The organism is Pseudomonas sp. 05T35 (assembly GCF_056396605.1).
In genome coordinates, this window is sequence record NZ_JBFTLU010000032.1 from 1 (window position 1) to 17,086 (window position 17,086).

The window sequence follows — 17,086 nt, forward strand, 5'->3', positions numbered from 1 at the left end:
GCTTGTTAAAGACACTCGCTACCTGGGATGAGTTCCTTCCGGTTTTGTTAATGGGCGATAATTCTTCCATTGACCTGCCGGAAGACCAGCGTCGCCGGGTACTTTCCACACTGGAAATGCCGCCCAGCTACAGCAAGTTGCTCGACTCCCTGCACCGCGCCCAGGTTTATCGCGAGATGTACGACCAGGCCCGTGAGCGTGGTCGTCACCGTGAGCCCAATCTGTTTCGTAGCCTTGTCGGCACCAGCCGGGCGATTCAACACGTCCGCCAGATGATGCAGCAAGTGGCCGACACCGATGCCAGCGTGCTGATCCTCGGTGAGTCCGGTACGGGCAAGGAAGTGGTCGCGCGCAACCTGCACTATCACTCCAAGCGGCGTGACGCGCCGTTCGTTCCGGTCAACTGTGGTGCGATTCCGGCCGAGCTGCTGGAAAGCGAACTGTTCGGCCATGAGAAAGGCGCCTTTACCGGGGCCATCACCAGCCGCGCCGGGCGCTTTGAGCTGGCCAACGGCGGTACGCTGTTTCTCGATGAGATCGGCGACATGCCATTGCCGATGCAGGTCAAGCTGCTGCGGGTATTGCAGGAGCGCACCTTTGAGCGCGTGGGGAGCAACAAGACCCAGAGCGTCGATGTGCGGATCATTGCCGCGACCCACAAAAATCTCGAAAGCATGATCGAGGTTGGCAGCTTCCGTGAGGACCTGTACTACCGCCTCAATGTTTTCCCGATCGAGATGGCGCCGCTGCGTGAGCGTGTCGAAGATATTCCGTTGCTGATGAACGAGTTGATCTCGCGCATGGAGCACGAGAAGCGCGGTTCCATTCGCTTCAACTCGGCAGCGATCATGTCGCTGTGCCGTCATGGCTGGCCGGGCAACGTCCGTGAGCTGGCCAACCTGGTCGAGCGCATGGCGATCATGCACCCGTACGGCGTGATCGGTGTGGTCGAATTGCCGAAGAAATTCCGTTATGTCGATGACGAAGACGAACAATTGGTCGATAGCTTGCGCAGTGATCTTGAAGAGCGGGTAGCCATCAATGGCCATACCCCGGACTTCAGCGCTAACGCCATGCTGCCGCCAGAAGGTCTGGACCTCAAGGACTACCTCGGTGGTCTGGAGCAGGGCCTGATTCAGCAGGCGCTGGATGATGCCAATGGCATCGTGGCGCGTGCTGCCGAACGCCTGCGCATTCGCCGTACCACTCTGGTCGAGAAGATGCGCAAGTACGGCATGAGCCGTCGCGAAGGTGATGAGCAGGCGGATGATTGACGCCTGTTTTTCAACTCACTGAATAATGGGCGGTTTTTTTTAGGCACGGGTATTGCTACGTCCCTCGCAACGTTCCGTTTAACTGACGGTCAGCCAAGCGAGAGAGCACGATGCCCCACGCCGCCCAAATGTCTCCTGTCTCCGAAACCTCGGGGCAATCGTCCCCTGTAGAGCAGGCAAGTCGGCTTGGCCTTGAGCAGGCGTTCGCGCTGTTCAGTCAGATGTCGAGCCAACTGACCGATTCCTACAGCATGCTTGAAGCTCGGGTCACCGAGCTCAAGGGTGAACTGGCAGTGGTCAGTGCTCAGCGCATGCAAGAGCTGGCCGAAAAAGAACGCCTGGCCAACCGGCTGCAAAACCTTCTCGACTTGTTGCCCGGTGGCGTCATCGTCATTGACGCCCAGGGCATGGTGCGCGAAGCCAATCCGGCGGCCTGCGAGCTGCTGGGTCTGCCGCTCGAAGGCGAGTTGTGGCGTCATGTGATTGCCCGCTGCTTTGCACCACGCGAAGACGACGGTCATGAAATTTCCCTGAAGGATGGTCGACGCCTGTCGATTGCCACGCGCTCGCTGGATGCCGAGCCGGGCCAGTTGGTGCTGCTCAACGACCTGACCGAAACCCGGCACTTGCAGGACCAATTGGCTCGCCATGAGCGCTTGTCGTCCCTCGGGMGGATGGTCGCCTCCCTGGCGCATCAGATTCGCACGCCGCTGTCCGCGGCATTGCTGTACGCCAGCCATTTGACTGAGCAAGAGTTGCCGGTCGCTACCCAGCAACGGTTTGCCGGGCGTTTGAAAGAGCGCCTGCATGAACTCGAACATCAGGTGCGGGACATGCTGGTGTTCGCTCGCGGCGAGCTGCCGTTGACTGATCGAGTGACGCCCGGGGCGCTCCTGCAATCGCTGCAAGCGGCGGCATCGACGCATGTTCAGGATTATCCGGTGCGCTGGCAGTGCGACAGTCATGCCGGGGAGTTGCTGTGTAATCGCGACACGCTGGTCGGCGCGCTGCTGAACCTGATTGAAAATGCGATTCAGGCCAGTGCGGGCGACGTCCGTCTTAAAGTTCATCTATACACTCGTGAAAACACCCTTCGGCTGTGTGTCAGCGATAACGGCGGCGGTATCGACCCTGCCGTGCTGGCGCGCCTGGGTGAGCCGTTTTTCACCACCAAAACTACCGGTACCGGCCTTGGCCTGACCGTGGTCAAGGCGGTGGCCCGTGCTCATCAGGGAGAATTGCAGATGCGCTCGCGGCCGGGCCGTGGTACGTGTGCGGTGGTGGTCTTGCCGTTGTTTTCCAGCGCTCAAGGAGTGGAAAGAGGCTGATGGCAATCAAGGTTTTACTGGTTGAAGATGACCGCTCGCTGCGCGAAGCGTTGACGGATACGCTGCTGCTGGCCGGTCACCACTACACCGCTGTGGGCTCGGCTGAAGACGCCCTGGAAGCGGTGGCGAGCGAGTCATTCAATCTGGTGGTCAGTGACGTCAACATGCCGGGCATGGATGGTCATCAGTTGTTGGGTTTGTTGCGAATTCGTCAGCCGCAGTTGCCGGTCTTGCTGATGACCGCGCATGGTGCGGTCGAGCGCGCCGTCGATGCGATGCGTCAGGGGGCGGCGGACTATCTGGTCAAGCCCTTCGAGCCCAAGGCGTTGCTGGATCTGGTGGCGCGCCATGCCCTGGGTTGTCTCGGTGCCGCAGAGGGCGAAGGTCCGGTGGCGTTCGAGCCGGCGAGTGCGCAGCTGCTTGAGTTGKCAGCGCGTGTGGCGCGCAGTGATTCGACGGTGTTGATCTCGGGTGAGTCGGGTACCGGCAAGGAGGTGCTGGCGCGTTACATTCACCAGCACTCGCATCGCGCCAGTCAGCCGTTCATTGCGATCAATTGTGCGGCGATCCCGGACAACATGCTCGAGGCGACCTTGTTTGGTCATGAGAAAGGCTCGTTCACCGGCGCTATTGCGGCCCAAGCCGGCAAGTTCGAGCAGGCCGATGGCGGGACCATTCTGCTCGACGAAATTTCCGAAATGCCCCTGGGGCTTCAGGCCAAGCTGCTGCGCGTGTTGCAGGAGCGTGAAGTCGAGCGCGTGGGCGCACGCAAGCCTATCGCGCTGGATATCCGGGTGGTTGCGACCACTAACCGCGATCTGGCGGGCGAAGTGGCGGCAGGGCGCTTTCGTGAAGACCTTTACTATCGCCTGTCGGTGTTTCCGCTGGCCTGGCGTCCGTTGCGTGAACGCACCGCCGATATCTTGCCGCTGGCCGAGCGTCTGCTGGCCAAGCACGTCAATAAAATGAAGCATGCCGCTGCCAGGCTGTCGCCGGAAGCTCAGGCTTGCCTGATCGGTTATCCGTGGCCGGGCAACGTGCGCGAGCTGGATAACGCCATTCAACGGGCGCTGATTTTACAACAGGGTGGTTTGATTCAGCCGCAGGACTTTTGCCTTGCGGGGCCGGTCGCTTGTGCGCCACTGCCGACATTGGCGCCGGTTCCGATGTCGTCACGAGTGCTTGAGGTCGAGGCGCCGCAAGGCGATTCAGTGGGCGCACTGGGCGATGACCTGCGGCGTCGCGAGTTTCAGATGATCATCGATACGTTGCGTTCCGAGCGCGGGCGGCGCAAGGAAGCGGCCGAGCGCCTGGGTATCAGCCCGCGGACCTTGCGCTACAAGCTGGCGCAAATGCGCGATGCGGGAATGGATGTCGAAGGTTATTTGTTCGCGACCTGAACCGTATCTGTAGCAACTGYCTCGCGGGCTCGGCAGCTGCTACAGATACGGTGATCCGTGTCGGACTTTTATGAAGTGTCGCCATGGAGCTGGCACCCTTGTTGCTAACACCACTCTATCCGCCGAGTGAGTGTCAAAAAATTGCGGGTCGTCAGAGAGAGTAGACCATGAGCCAAGGTATTGAATTTAATCGGTTGATGTTGGACATGCGGTCCATGCAAATGGACGCCATGGCTCAGCCGAAAGCGGCAGTCGCGGTGCCGGAAATGGGCGGTAGCAGCTTTTCCGACCTGCTCGGCAAGGCCGTCAACAAGGTCAACGACACTCAGCAGGCTTCGAACCAGCTGGCCAATGCTTTCGAAATTGGCAAAAGCGGCGTCGACCTGACAGATGTAATGATTTCCTCGCAGAAGGCCAGCGTGTCTTTCCAGGCGTTGACCCAAGTGCGTAACAAGCTGGTTCAGGCATACCAAGACATCATGCAGATGCCGGTTTAAGGACGAGATTGAGTCATGGCAGAAGCAGTCGCCGATAACGTTCCGGCCAAGGTCACGCCAGCAGACGGCAAACCGCCGTTGTTTGGTCTGTCCTTCCTGGAAAACCTCTCCGAGATGACCATGCTGCGTCAGGTGGGCCTGTTGGTTGGCCTGGCTGCGAGCGTGGCGATTGGTTTTGCCGTGGTGCTGTGGTCGCAGCAACCCGACTATCGACCGCTGTATGGCAGCCTTGCCGGTATGGACGCCAAGCAGGTCATGGCAACCCTGGCCGCCGCTGACATTTCCTACACGATTGAACCCAACTCCGGTGCCTTGCTGGTCAAGGCCGATGATGTGTCGCGTGCGCGGCTCAAGCTTGCCGCTGCTGGTGTCACTCCCAGCGACGGCAATATCGGTTTTGAAATCCTCGACAAGGACCAGGGCCTTGGGACCAGTCAGTTCATGGAGGCGACCCGTTATCGTCGTGGCCTTGAGGGTGAACTGGCACGGACCATTTCCAGCCTGAACAACGTCAAGGGTGCCCGTGTGCACCTGGCGATTCCGAAAAGCTCGGTATTCGTGCGTGATGAACGCAAGCCAAGCGCATCGGTGCTGGTCGAGCTGTATTCCGGTCGCTCGCTGGAACCGGGTCAGGTCATGGCCATCATCAACCTGGTCGCGACCAGTGTTCCCGAGTTGAGCAAGTCGCAGATCACCGTCGTCGACCAGAAGGGCACCTTGCTCTCCGATCAGGCGGAAAACTCTGAACTGACCATGGCCGGCAAGCAATTCGATTACAGCCGCCGCATGGAAAGCATGCTCACTCAGCGTGTGCACAATATTCTGCAGCCAGTGCTGGGTAACGACCGCTACAAGGCTGAAGTCTCCGCCGACGTGGATTTCAGTGCAGTCGAGTCGACTTCGGAGCAGTTCAACCCGGATCAGCCAGCCCTGCGCAGCGAGCAATCGACTTCCGAACAGCGCACCGCCAGCAACGGTCCGCAAGGCGTTCCCGGTGCACTGAGCAACCAGCCGCCATCGCCGGCTTCGGCGCCACAAACTACCGGTGGCTCGAGCGCTTCCGCGGGCATGGTCCAGCCAGGTCAGCCGCTGCTGGATGCCAACGGCCAGCAAATCATGGACCCGGCAACCGGTCAGCCGATGCTGGCACCGTACCCGGCAGACAAGCGTCAACAATCCACCAAGAACTTCGAGCTCGACCGTTCCATCAGCCACACCAAGCAACAGCAGGGCCGATTGAATCGTCTGTCGGTTGCGGTCGTTGTGGATGATCAGGTCAAGGTCAATGCGGCCAACGGTGAAACCACCCGTGCGCCGTGGAGCGCCGATGAATTGGCGCGCTTCACGCGTCTGGTGCAGGACGCCGTCGGTTTTGATGCCAGCCGTGGCGACAGCGTCAGCGTGATCAACGTGCCGTTCTCGGCCGAGCGTGGCGAAGTCATCGCTGACATTCCGTTCTACTCGCAGCCCTGGTTCTGGGATGTGGTGAAACAGGTTCTCGGCGTGTTGTTCATCCTGGTGCTGGTATTCGGCGTGCTGCGTCCGGTGCTCAACAACATCACCGGCGGCGGTAAAGGCAAGCAGTTGGCGGGTCTGGGCAGCGATATGGAGCTCGGTGGCATGGGCGGCCTGGACGGCGAACTGGCCAACGACCGCGTCAGCCTCGGTGGCCCGCAAAGTATTCTGCTGCCTAGCCCGAGCGAAGGCTATGACGCACAGTTGAACGCAATCAAGAGCCTGGTGGCCGAAGATCCGGGTCGTGTGGCTCAGGTCGTGAAAGAGTGGATTAACGCAGATGAGTGATAACCGAGCCGCTATCGCCAAACTCAGCCGGGTCGACAAAGCCGCGATTCTGCTGCTGTCCCTGGGTTCAACCGATGCTGCGCAAGTGCTGCGCCACATGGGGCCCAAAGAGGTCCAGCGTGTGGGTGTGGCCATGGCGCAAATGGGCAACGTGCACCGCGAGCAGGTCGAGCAGGTGATGAGCGAGTTCGTCGACATCGTCGGCGATCAGACCAGCCTCGGCGTCGGCTCCGATGACTATGTGCGCAAGATGCTCACCCAGGCGCTGGGCGAAGACAAGGCCAACGGCCTGATCGACCGAATTCTGCTGGGTGGCAATACCAGCGGTCTGGACAGCCTGAAGTGGATGGAGCCGCGTGCCGTGGCGGACGTGATCCGTTACGAGCACCCGCAGATCCAGGCTATCGTCGTGGCGTATCTCGACCCGGATCAGGCCGGCGAAGTGCTCGGTAACTTCGACCATAAAGTACGCCTCGATATTATTTTGCGCGTGTCTTCGCTGAACACCGTACAGCCTGCCGCGCTGAAAGAGCTCAACCAGATTCTCGAGAAGCAATTCTCCGGCAACTCCAACGCCGCGCGCACCACCCTGGGTGGTATCAAGCGTGCAGCCGACATCATGAACTTCCTCGACAGCTCGATCGAAGGTCAGCTGATGGACTCGATCCGCGAAGTCGACGAAGACCTGTCCGGTCAGATCGAAGACCTCATGTTCGTGTTCAACAACCTGTCCGACGTCGACGACCGCGGGATTCAGGCATTGCTGCGCGAAGTCTCCTCGGACGTGCTGGTGCTGGCCCTCAAGGGCTCGGACGAAGGCGTCAAGGAAAAGATCTTCAAGAACATGTCCAAGCGGGCGGCCGAATTGCTCCGCGACGACCTCGAGGCCAAGGGCCCGGTCCGCGTCAGCGATGTGGAAACCGCACAGAAAGAAATCCTCACCATTGCCCGCCGTATGGCCGAAGCCGGAGAAATCGTTCTCGGCGGCAAGGGCGGCGAGGAAATGATTTAACGCCATGGCATCCAAGAGTGATGAGTCGCCCACCGATCTGATCCGTGCGCGTGATGTCCGCGGTTTTGATACCTGGTCGTTGCCCAGCTTCGACCCGCACGTTCCGGAGCCTGAACCCGAGCCCGAGCCCGAGCCGCYGGAGATGGAAGAAGTGCCGCTGGAGGAAGTCCAGCCACTGACCCTCGAAGAGCTCGAAAGCATTCGTCAGGAAGCCTACAACGAAGGCTTCGCCACCGGTGAGCGAGAAGGTTTTCACAGCACCACGCTCAAGGTTCGTCAGGAAGCTGACGTGGCCCTGAGCGCGAAGCTCGCCAGCCTTGAATTGCTGATGGGCAATCTGTTCGAGCCGATTGCCGAGCAGGATACGCAGATCGAGAAGTCCCTGGTCGGGCTGGTCCGGCACATTGCCAAACAGGTGATTCAGCGCGAACTGGCCATCGACTCGACGCAAATCGAACACGTCATGCGCGAAGCCCTGAAATTGCTGCCGCTAGGTGTGGGGAATGTGCGTCTGTACATCAACCCGCAGGACTTCGAGCAGGTCAAGGCATTGCGTGAACGCCATGAGGAGACCTGGCGCATCGTTGAAGACGAAGCCATGTTGCCGGGCGGATGCCGGGTCGAGACCGAGCACAGCCGCATCGACGCGACCGTAGAAACCCGTATCACGCAGATCATGGCCAAGCTGTTCGATCAATTGCACGATCAGGCTCTGCATCCGGCCGAGGCGGATTTGACGCTGGAACTACCCGTCAGCGAAAAGCCATCTGCCGCAGCACTTGAGCCAGAGCCGGAAATCGCTGATGCGCCTTGATCGCACCAGCTTCGGCAAGCGCCTGAGCACTTATGCACAGGCCACCGAGTTGCCCGGCCAACCGATCCTCGAAGGGCGCTTGCTGCGCATGGTCGGCCTGACGCTCGAAGCCGAGGGCCTGCGCGCCGCCATGGGCAGCCGTTGCATGGTAATCAACGACGACAGTTATCACCCGGTACAGGTCGAAGCCGAAGTCATGGGTTTCTCTGGCAACAAGGTGTTTCTGATGCCGGTCGGCAGTGTCGCCGGCATCGCCCCGKGCGCCAGGGTGGTGCCCTTGGCCGATGCCGGGCGCTTGCCGATGGGCATGAGCATGCTCGGGCGGGTACTGGATGGCGCCGGCCGTGCGCTGGACGGCAAGGGCGGAATGAAAGCCGAAGACTGGGTGCCGATGGATGGTCCCACCATCAACCCGCTCAAGCGCGACCCCATCAGCCAGCCGCTGGACGTGGGTATTCGCTCCATCAACGGATTATTGACAGTCGGTCGCGGTCAGCGCCTCGGTCTCTTCGCCGGCACCGGCGTCGGCAAGAGTGTGCTGCTGGGCATGATGACCCGCTTCACCGAGGCCGACATMATCGTGGTCGGGCTGATCGGCGAGCGGGGGCGCGAGGTCAAGGAATTCATCGAGCACATCCTCGGTGAAGAGGGGCTCAAGCGTTCCGTGGTGGTGGCGTCGCCTGCGGACGATGCGCCGCTGATGCGTCTACGCGCTGCGATGTATTGCACGCGAATCGCCGAGTATTTCCGCGACAAGGGCAAGAACGTCCTGTTGCTGATGGATTCACTGACCCGTTTTGCTCAGGCGCAACGGGAAATCGCCCTGGCCATCGGTGAGCCGCCGGCGACCAAGGGTTATCCGCCATCGGTATTCGCCAAACTGCCGAAACTGGTGGAGCGTGCCGGTAATGCCGAGGCGGGCGGCGGTTCGATTACTGCGTTTTATACGGTGTTGTCCGAGGGCGACGACCAGCAGGACCCGATCGCCGATGCCGCACGGGGCGTGCTCGACGGGCACATCGTCCTGTCGCGACGCCTGGCGGAAGAGGGGCATTACCCGGCGATCGACATCGAAGCGTCCATCAGTCGGGTCATGCCGTCGGTGGTCAGCCCGGACCACATGACCCGTGCGCAGTACTTCAAGCAGTTGTGGTCGCGTTATCAGCAAAGTCGCGACCTGATCAGTGTCGGCGCCTATGTGGCGGGCGGCGATCGGGAAACCGATCTGGCGATCTCGTTGCAGCCGCAATTGGCCAAGTACCTGCGTCAGGGCCTGAACGACAGCATCAACCTGGGCGAGAGCGAGGCATACCTTGGCTCGATCTTCGCCCCGGCGGCTGGCGGCTAACACCTCATGGCCCAGAGCCGGTCGGCGCGCCTGGCGCCCGTGGTCGATATGGCTGAAAAGGCCGAAAAGACCGCTGCCCAGCGCCTGGGACACTTCCAGGGCCAGGTGCGATTGGCCGAAAGCAAGCTCGCCGACCTCGAAAACTTCCGCCTCGAGTACCAGGAACAATGGATCGTACGCGGCAGCAGTGGCGTCTCGGGGCAATGGTTGCTGGGGTATCAGGGCTTTCTCGCGCAACTCGGCACGGCGATCGATCAGCAGCGCCAAAGCCTGGCCTGGCACCAGAACAACCTGAACAAGGCGCGTGAGACCTGGCAGCAGGCGTTTGCCCGGGTTGAAGGGCTGCGCAAGCTCGTGCAGCGCTACATTGATGAGGCTCGCCAACTCGAAGACCGGCGCGAGCAAAAACTGCTTGATGAGCTTTCCCAGCGTTTGCCGCGCCACGACCCGTATTGAGCGATCTTTTGACCTTGCTCATGCTCCCTGCAAGTGCTAAACCTTCTACACGTTGCCAATGACAGGGAAGCCGCAGCATGTCAGTCGTTACAGAAGTATCTCCGGATGGGCAAAAACTCACGATTTCGGTCAAGGGGCGGTTCGATTTCGCCAAGCATCAGGAATTTCGCGAGTCCTACGAGCGTCCCGACGGGCAGATGCCAAACTCGGTGGTGGTCGACTTGAAAGAGGCGACTTACCTCGACAGCTCGGCGTTGGGTATGTTGCTGCTGTTGCGTGATCATGCTGGCGGAGACAACTCCGATATTCGCGTGGTCAACAGCAGTTCCGATGTGAAGAAAATCCTCGCCATCTCCAATTTCGACAAGCTGTTCGACATCACTTGATCGTCATGTCGACGCTGCCCGAACCGCTGACCGTGCTGATCGCAGAAGACAGTGCGGCCGATCGCTTGCTGCTGTCGAGTATTGTTCGTCGTCAGGGGCATGAGGTGTTGGCTGCGGCCAACGGCGCCGAGGCGGTTGAGCTGTACCAGCAGCAGCGTCCGCAACTGGTATTGATGGACGCGATGATGCCGGTGATGGATGGTTTCGAAGCGGCGCGACAAATCAAGCTGCTGGCTGGCGAAACGCTGGTGCCGATCATCTTCCTGACCTCGCTGACGGAAAGCGAAGCCTTGGCGCGTTGCCTGGAGGCGGGTGGCGACGACTTTCTGGCAAAACCCTATAACCAGGTGATCCTCAGCGCCAAGATCAAGGCGATGGATCGTTTGCGGCGCTTGCAGGCGACGGTCCTGGAGCAGCGCGATCTGATCGCCAGGCACCATGAGTACCTGCTCAATGAGCAGCGGGTGGCCAAGGCGGTATTCGACAAGGTCGCTCACTCCAGTTGCCTGAGCGCTCCCAATATCCGTTATTCACAATCCCCTTATGCACTGTTCAACGGCGATCTGTTGCTGGCGGCATTTACGCCTGCCGGTGACATGCATGTGCTGTTGGGGGATTTCACCGGTCATGGCCTGCCGGCAGCGGTCGGCGCCATGCCGCTGGCGGAAGTGTTCTACGGCATGACTGCCAAGGGGTACGGTCTGTCGGAAATGCTGTGCGAGATGAACGCCAAGCTCAAGCGTATCCTGCCGGTGGATATGTTCTGTTGCGCGACCCTGTTGTGCCTGAGTTTTCAGCGTCGTTCAGTAGAGGTCTGGAACGGCGGTATGCCGGATGGTTATCTGCATGATATCGCCAACGACAAACGCACCGTATTGCCGGCGCGGCATCTGCCACTGGGCGTGTTGAGTGCGCAAGCCTTTGATGATCGCACCGAGGTGTTCCCGATGGCCCTCGGCGACCGGGTGTTCCTGTTGTCGGACGGCGTGATCGATACCTGTGATGCCGACGACCAGTTGTTTGGTGTCGAGCGGTTGCAGCAGGTGTTTGCCGACAATCGCCAGCCAGACCGACTGTTCGAGGAGATCGAGCAGGCGCTGCGGGATTTCCGTGGTGAGGCGCGTGACGATGTCAGCATGCTCGAGGTTCGCCTGCTCGAGGCCTCGCAACTCACGCCGCCGGCCATGGTGTATTCCGACAGCAGTGTGTCTTGCCCGCTGGATTGGTCGGTGAGTTTTGAATTTCGTGCTGACTCGCTCAGGCGCTTCAACCCCTTGCCTTATCTGATGCAATTGTTGCTTGAGGTGCATGGGTTGCGGGCGCAAAGCGGGGCGCTTTACAGTGTGCTGGCCGAGCTCTATTCCAATGCGCTGGAGCATGGTGTACTGGGCCTGGATTCGAGTATCAAGCGCGATGCCTCCGGGTTTGCGCGGTATTACGAGCAGCGCAATGCGCGTCTGGAGGCGCTTGAGGATGGCTACCTGCGGCTGCATATGCAGTTGTCGCCGCAAGGTGCGGGAGGCTGTCTGGTGGTGGAAGTCGAAGACAGTGGCGCAGGGTTCGACGTGCAGCGGGTCATGGCTCGACCGGTCGACGATGGCCGTTTGTCGGGTCGTGGTGTGAGTCTGATTCGTCAGTTGAGCCATAACGCCAGTTGGTCGGACAATGGCCGGCGTGCCCGCGTGGAGTTTTCCTGGGAGGCTCAGGCATAATCCGTGCATTCTTGATCAAGGAGCGAGCAAGTGACTGACATTCATCTGGATCACGACGTACTGAGTGCGCTGCAAGAAGTCATGGAGGATGAGTACCCGATACTTCTGGATACTTTCCTTCAGGACTCCGAAACACGTTTGACCCAACTTCGCGAAACTCAGGACCCCGACCAGTTGCTCAGTGCCGCCCACAGCTTCAAGGGCAGCAGCAGCAACATGGGGGCTACGCGCCTGGCTGAACTGTGCAATGAGCTGGAGCAGCGAGCCAAACAAAAAAGCCTTGCGGGAATTGAAGAGCTGGTCGGAGAAATCGACGGCGAATTTGCCATTGTCCGACGCTTGTACCGTGAAGAGCGCCAGCGTTTTCATTGTTGAAAGCACCATCGTTGCAGGTTTTTCCAGCGCCTGAGCAAACCTGGCTCGACCCTTGCAGCTTTGTTTCTCAACTGTACCTACGATCCCAGTGCAGCGGAGACCGTTATGCCCCTCGCCCCGAATTCGCTTCTTCAGGCCGCCTCGCAGGCCAAGACCAAGGTTGCGTCTGCCAGCGTGCCTGTCACTGCGCCGGCAGCGCCTGCAGAGCCCCGGGACAAGGCTGCAAGCTTTTCTCAGGTCTATGCCAGGCAGGCGCAAGCTACCCCGGCGTCCAGTACTGACGGGGCCGGTAAAAACGTGCGTGACAAAGTGGCGGACAGCACCGGCAAAAAAGTGGCGCCTGACAACAAGTCTGCCGCCCCGCAGGCGAGCGTTGCCGATAGCGGCAAATCTTTGCCTGCCGACAAACCGGCGGATACCAGCGACAAGGCCGCAAGCGACAAGGCCACAAGCGACGTAAGTGGCGCGAGCGATTCGGCAGCAGCCAAGGATGCCCCGGTAGCTGATAGCACTCCGCTCGACCCCACTCTCGATCCGGCATTGGCGCAGGCGGTGCAGCCGACGCCGGTGCCAGTGCCGGTACCTGATCCGCAAGCACCGCCAGTGGTCGCTCAGGTTCAGACCCAGCCTCAGGTCGATCCGGCTCTTGCGGCGACGGTGACGCCTGCACCGGCTCAGCCTGTGGCTGCGACTGATCCTTCGTTCGATCCTGCATCCGATCCTTTGGACGCGATGCCGGCCGTGCGCCTGGCACTGGAGCAAAGTGGTCACGTGTCGGCCTCCAGCCAGTCCCCGACCAAAGCGACACCGGATCAGGCCGATGGCGAGCCCACTGCAGCGCAGAACTTTGCCAATGGCATGGCGAGCATGCTTGACGTGCAAGCCAGCAAGGACAGCACCAGCCAGGGCGGCGAAAAGTCCTTCAGCGGTTTGATTGACGACGGGCTCAAGGATTTGAAATCGGCGACCAGTGACACGCGCGTTGACGATTTTGCCAATCGCCTGGCAGCGTTGACCCAGGCCGCCACGCCAAAGACCGCGAATGCRTTGCCGGTGAAYCAACCGATCGCCATGCATCAGAGCGGCTGGACCGARGARGTGGTCAAYCGGGTCATGTAYYTGTCSAGTGCCAACCTCAAGGCGGCKGATATTCAGCTTCAGCCAGCGGAATTGGGTCGCCTGGATATTCGGGTGAACATGGTTCCCGACCAGCAGACTCAAGTGACCTTCATGAGTGCTCACGTTGGCGTGCGTGAGGCGCTGGATAGCCAGATGCATCGTCTGCGCGACATGTTTGCCCAGCAAGGCATGGGGCAGGTCGATGTCAACGTGTCCGACCAGTCCCGCGGCTGGCAAGGGCAAGGGCAGCAGCAGGCCCAGCAAGGCCAGGGCGCCGGCACGACTGCCATCGGTGGTCGTCTGGGCTCGGCGGATGAAGAGTTGGCGGCAAGCGTGGCTGAAGCTGCCGCCAGCACGACCAGCGTCATTGGCTCCAGCGCAGTCGATTACTACGCCTGACGAGTTGCAGCAACCCGAACAGATCGCAGCCTTCGGCAGCTCCTACGCCCCGCCTTTGTAGGAGCTGCCGAAGGCTGCGATCTTTTGATATCGGCATTAGCCGACCGCTACACCATTTTCCCTCCTGACACTTCTGGCATAACACTTGCTCTTGCCTTGCCGTGCACCTGTGAAAACTCGAATAGTGACGGATTATTGGCATGGCGAAGAGCGAAGCAGCAGTGAAAGACCCTGCCGGGAAAGGCAAACTCAAGCTTATTCTCGTGATTGTGCTGGCCGTGCTGCTGGCGATCGGTCTGTCCGTGGGGGCGACCTGGTACTTCATGCACAGCGCTCAGAGCAAGCCTGCGCCTGCAGCCGAAACCGCCAGTAATGCCAAGCCTGCGGCGATTTATGAACCCATGGCTCCGGCCTTCGTGGCCAACTACAACCAGAATGGCCGTCAGCGCTACATGCAGGTGAGCATTACCCTGCAGGCGCGTAACCAGGCCGATCTGGATGCGCTGAAAGTGCATATGCCGGTGATTCGCAACAACCTGGTCATGCTGTTCTCCGGACAGAGTTTCGACACCCTGGCGACTCCGGTCGGTCAGGAAATGCTGCGCCAGAAAGCCACTGCCAGTGTGCAGGAAGTCGCGCAGAAAGAAGTCGGCAAAGTCGTTATCGACCAGTTGCTGTTTACCAATTTCGTACTGCAGTAGGAACACGACATGGCCGTGCAGGACCTGCTGTCCCAGGATGAGATCGATGCGCTGTTGCATGGCGTCGACGATGGTCTGGTACAGACCGACAACGCTGCTGAACCGGGYAGTGTCAAAAGCTATGACCTGACCAGTCAGGATCGCATCGTCCGTGGACGCATGCCGACCCTGGAAATGATCAACGAGCGGTTTGCCCGTTACAYGCGCATCAGCATGTTCAACATGTTGCGGCGTTCGGCGGATGTCGCTGTGGGTGGTGTGCAGGTGATGAAGTTCGGCGAATACGTGCATTCGCTGTACGTACCGACCAGTCTCAACCTGGTCAAGATCAAGCCGTTGCGCGGTACCGCATTGTTCATCCTCGACGCCAAACTGGTGTTCAAGCTGGTGGACAACTTCTTCGGCGGTGACGGTCGTCACGCCAAGATCGAAGGCCGTGAATTCACCCCGACCGAATTGCGCGTCGTGCGCATGGTGCTGGAGCAGGCCTTCGTTGATTTGAAAGAAGCCTGGCAAGCGATCATGGAAGTCAATTTCGAGTACATCAACTCGGAAGTGAACCCGGCCATGGCCAACATCGTCGGGCCGAGCGAAGCGGTGGTGGTCTCGACCTTCCACATCGAACTCGACGGCGGCGGTGGTGATCTGCACGTGACCATGCCGTACTCGATGATCGAGCCGGTCCGCGAAATGCTCGATGCCGGCTTCCAGTCGGACCTCGACGATCAGGACGAACGTTGGGTCAACGCCCTGCGTCAGGACGTGCTCGACGTCGACGTGCCGATCGGTGCCACGGTTGCCCGTCGTCAGTTGCGTTTGCGGGACATCCTGCACATGCAGCCAGGGGATGTGATCCCGGTCGAGATGCCGGAAGAGATGATCATGCGCGCCAACGGCGTGCCGGCCTTCAAGGTCAAGATGGGCTCCCACAAGGGCAACCTGGCGTTGCAAGTGATCGAGCCGATCGAGCGACGCTGATCTGCGTTCGCACACATTCGCTTTTAATTGACGGTTTCCAATTGATTGGTTGCCCGCTGAGGACAAATGATGGCTGACGAAATGAATACCCAGGACGACCAGGCGCTGGCCGATGAATGGGCTGCGGCGCTCGAAGAAACAGGTGATGCCGGACAGGATGATATTGACGCCTTGCTGGCCGCCGATGCGGCGAGTTCGTCGTCCTCCAATCGTCTGGCCATGGAAGAGTTCGGCAGCGTGCCGAAGAACCACGAGCCAGTGACCCTCGACGGTCCTAACCTGGACGTGATTCTGGACATCCCGGTGTCGATTTCCATGGAAGTCGGCAGCACCGATATCAACATTCGTAACCTGCTGCAGCTCAACCAGGGCTCGGTGATCGAACTTGACCGTCTGGCCGGCGAACCGCTGGACGTGCTGGTCAATGGCACGCTCATCGCTCACGGCGAAGTGGTGGTGGTCAACGAGAAGTTCGGCATCCGCCTGACCGACGTGATCAGCCCAAGCGAACGCATCAAGAAGCTGCGCTGAGTGAAGGCGTTTCTCGGCGTATTGCTGGCCTTGCCGCTCAGTGCGTGGGCGGCGGAACCGGTAGCGGCGGTCGCGACACCAGCGGTCGGCAGCGGCGTGGCCGGGCAGTTGACTCAACTGGTGCTGGGGTTGCTGCTGGTGCTGGGCCTGATCTTCTTCCTAGCCTGGTTGTTGCGCCGTGTTCAGCAGGCGGGTCCTGCCGGCAAAGGGCAGGTGATCGAGCTGATCGGCTCGCGCGCCCTCGGGCCGCRTGATCGCCTGGTGCTGGTGCAAGTTGGTAACGAACAGATTCTGCTTGGGCTGACCCCGGGCACCATTACCCCGTTGCATGTGCTCAAGGAGCCGGTGCAAGTGCCGAGCACCGAGCAGGCGACCCCCGAGTTTGCCCAGCGCCTGATGGAGTTGCTGGGTAAAGATAAGGATAAGAAGTAATGCCGTTGCGCATCCTGTTGGCACTGGTCCTGATGCTGGCCGCGCCGTTGGCGTTCGCTGCCGACCCGCTGTCGATCCCGGCGATCACCCTGGGCACGAACGCCAATGGCGCTCAGGAGTACTCGGTCAGCCTGCAAATCCTGCTGATCATGACCGCGCTGAGCTTCATCCCGGCGTTCGTCATGCTGATGACCAGTTTCACCCGGATCATCATCGTGTTCTCGATCCTGCGTCAGGCCCTGGGTTTGCAGCAGACACCATCGAACCAGATCCTCACCGGCATGGCGCTGTTTCTGACCATGTTCATCATGGCGCCGGTCTTTGATCGGGTGAATCAGGATGCCTTGCAGCCGTATCTGGCCGAGAAGCTGACGGCTCAGGATGCAGTCGCCAAGGCGCAAGTACCGATCAAGGACTTCATGCTGGCGCAGACCCGTAGCAGTGACCTTGAGCTGTTCATGCGCCTGTCCAAACGCACCGACATCGCGACGCCGGATCAGGCGCCGCTGACCATTCTGGTG

18 protein-coding genes are annotated in these 17,086 nt (G+C 60.2%); all 18 read left to right on the forward strand.

Annotation, left to right across the window (positions count from 1 at the left end; all coding sequences use genetic code 11):
• Positions 1-1,274 (forward strand): sigma-54 dependent transcriptional regulator (locus tag AC1DH9_RS04405; RefSeq protein WP_477807848.1); only part of this gene is annotated, 1,274 nt, incomplete at its 5' end.
• A 128-nt stretch (positions 1,275-1,402) separates the two neighbouring features.
• Positions 1,403-2,602 carry a sensor histidine kinase gene (locus AC1DH9_RS04410; protein WP_427539081.1) on the forward strand — a complete coding sequence of 400 codons (1,200 nt, stop codon included), beginning with the start codon at positions 1,403-1,405 and terminating at the stop codon, positions 2,600-2,602.
• Positions 2,602-4,002, forward strand: a complete 1,401-nt coding sequence (locus AC1DH9_RS04415) for a sigma-54-dependent transcriptional regulator (protein WP_477807849.1) — start codon at positions 2,602-2,604, stop codon at positions 4,000-4,002. Before AC1DH9_RS04410 ends, AC1DH9_RS04415 begins: the two co-directional genes overlap by 1 nt.
• 167 nt (positions 4,003-4,169) lie before the next feature.
• Positions 4,170-4,499, forward strand: coding sequence for a flagellar hook-basal body complex protein FliE (gene fliE / locus AC1DH9_RS04420; RefSeq protein ID WP_427529933.1), 330 nt, complete (start codon positions 4,170-4,172; stop codon positions 4,497-4,499).
• Positions 4,500-4,514: 15 nt separating this feature from the next.
• Positions 4,515-6,302, forward strand: coding sequence for a flagellar basal-body MS-ring/collar protein FliF (gene fliF, locus AC1DH9_RS04425; RefSeq protein WP_427539075.1), 1,788 nt, complete (start codon positions 4,515-4,517; stop codon positions 6,300-6,302).
• Positions 6,295-7,314 carry a flagellar motor switch protein FliG gene (gene fliG, locus AC1DH9_RS04430; protein ID WP_019692390.1) on the forward strand — a complete coding sequence of 340 codons (1,020 nt, stop codon included), beginning with the start codon at positions 6,295-6,297 and terminating at the stop codon, positions 7,312-7,314. The genes fliF and fliG overlap by 8 nt, the downstream gene beginning before the upstream one ends.
• Positions 7,315-7,318: 4 nt before the next feature.
• Positions 7,319-8,128, forward strand: a complete 810-nt coding sequence (gene fliH / locus AC1DH9_RS04435) for a flagellar assembly protein FliH (protein ID WP_477807850.1) — start codon at positions 7,319-7,321, stop codon at positions 8,126-8,128.
• Positions 8,118-9,476 carry a flagellar protein export ATPase FliI gene (gene fliI / locus AC1DH9_RS04440; RefSeq protein ID WP_477807851.1) on the forward strand — a complete coding sequence of 453 codons (1,359 nt, stop codon included), beginning with the start codon at positions 8,118-8,120 and terminating at the stop codon, positions 9,474-9,476. Before fliH ends, fliI begins: the two co-directional genes overlap by 11 nt.
• 6 nt (positions 9,477-9,482) lie before the next feature.
• Positions 9,483-9,932, forward strand: a complete 450-nt coding sequence (gene fliJ / locus AC1DH9_RS04445) for a flagellar export protein FliJ (RefSeq protein WP_427539066.1) — start codon at positions 9,483-9,485, stop codon at positions 9,930-9,932.
• A 77-nt stretch (positions 9,933-10,009) separates the two neighbouring features.
• Positions 10,010-10,318 (forward strand): STAS domain-containing protein, encoded by a 309-nt coding sequence (locus AC1DH9_RS04450; RefSeq protein WP_427539063.1) that lies wholly within the window; start codon positions 10,010-10,012, stop codon positions 10,316-10,318.
• Positions 10,319-10,323: 5 nt separating this feature from the next.
• Complete coding sequence (locus AC1DH9_RS04455; RefSeq protein WP_477806137.1) at positions 10,324-12,030, forward strand: SpoIIE family protein phosphatase; 1,707 nt, start codon at positions 10,324-10,326, stop codon at positions 12,028-12,030.
• 30 nt (positions 12,031-12,060) lie between these two features.
• Positions 12,061-12,405, forward strand: coding sequence for an Hpt domain-containing protein (locus AC1DH9_RS04460; protein WP_427539057.1), 345 nt, complete (start codon positions 12,061-12,063; stop codon positions 12,403-12,405).
• A gap of 105 nt (positions 12,406-12,510) precedes the next feature.
• Positions 12,511-13,923 (forward strand): flagellar hook-length control protein FliK, encoded by a 1,413-nt coding sequence (locus tag AC1DH9_RS04465; RefSeq protein WP_427539054.1) that lies wholly within the window; start codon positions 12,511-12,513, stop codon positions 13,921-13,923.
• Positions 13,924-14,123: 200 nt separating this feature from the next.
• Positions 14,124-14,624, forward strand: a complete 501-nt coding sequence (gene fliL, locus AC1DH9_RS04470) for a flagellar basal body-associated protein FliL (RefSeq protein ID WP_216741851.1) — start codon at positions 14,124-14,126, stop codon at positions 14,622-14,624.
• Between the two features lie 9 nt (positions 14,625-14,633).
• The gene (gene fliM, locus AC1DH9_RS04475) at positions 14,634-15,602 is read left to right on the forward strand and encodes a flagellar motor switch protein FliM (RefSeq protein ID WP_477807852.1); all 969 of its coding nucleotides are present in this window, start codon (positions 14,634-14,636) and stop codon (positions 15,600-15,602) included.
• 69 nt (positions 15,603-15,671) lie between these two features.
• Positions 15,672-16,133: a flagellar motor switch protein FliN gene (fliN, locus tag AC1DH9_RS04480; protein ID WP_427539050.1), complete on the forward strand. Its 462-nt coding sequence runs from the start codon at positions 15,672-15,674 to the stop codon at positions 16,131-16,133.
• Complete coding sequence (fliO, locus tag AC1DH9_RS04485) at positions 16,134-16,565, forward strand: flagellar biosynthetic protein FliO (RefSeq protein ID WP_477807853.1); 432 nt, start codon at positions 16,134-16,136, stop codon at positions 16,563-16,565. It abuts the gene before it with no gap.
• On the forward strand, positions 16,565-17,086 hold a 522-nt coding region (locus AC1DH9_RS04490; protein ID WP_477807854.1), incomplete at its 3' end, for a flagellar type III secretion system pore protein FliP. The genes fliO and AC1DH9_RS04490, both read left to right, overlap by 1 nt.

Coding starts and splice junctions, on each gene's coding strand:
- fliE (WP_427529933.1), top strand. CDS start 4,170: ATGAGCCAAGGTATTGAATTTAATCGGTTGATGTTGGACATGCGGTCC.
- fliF (WP_427539075.1), top strand. CDS start 4,515: ATGGCAGAAGCAGTCGCCGATAACGTTCCGGCCAAGGTCACGCCAGCA.
- fliG (WP_019692390.1), top strand. CDS start 6,295: ATGAGTGATAACCGAGCCGCTATCGCCAAACTCAGCCGGGTCGACAAA.
- fliJ (WP_427539066.1), top strand. CDS start 9,483: ATGGCCCAGAGCCGGTCGGCGCGCCTGGCGCCCGTGGTCGATATGGCT.
- AC1DH9_RS04450 (WP_427539063.1), top strand. CDS start 10,010: ATGTCAGTCGTTACAGAAGTATCTCCGGATGGGCAAAAACTCACGATT.
- AC1DH9_RS04455 (WP_477806137.1), top strand. CDS start 10,324: ATGTCGACGCTGCCCGAACCGCTGACCGTGCTGATCGCAGAAGACAGT.
- fliL (WP_216741851.1), top strand. CDS start 14,124: ATGGCGAAGAGCGAAGCAGCAGTGAAAGACCCTGCCGGGAAAGGCAAA.
- fliN (WP_427539050.1), top strand. CDS start 15,672: ATGGCTGACGAAATGAATACCCAGGACGACCAGGCGCTGGCCGATGAA.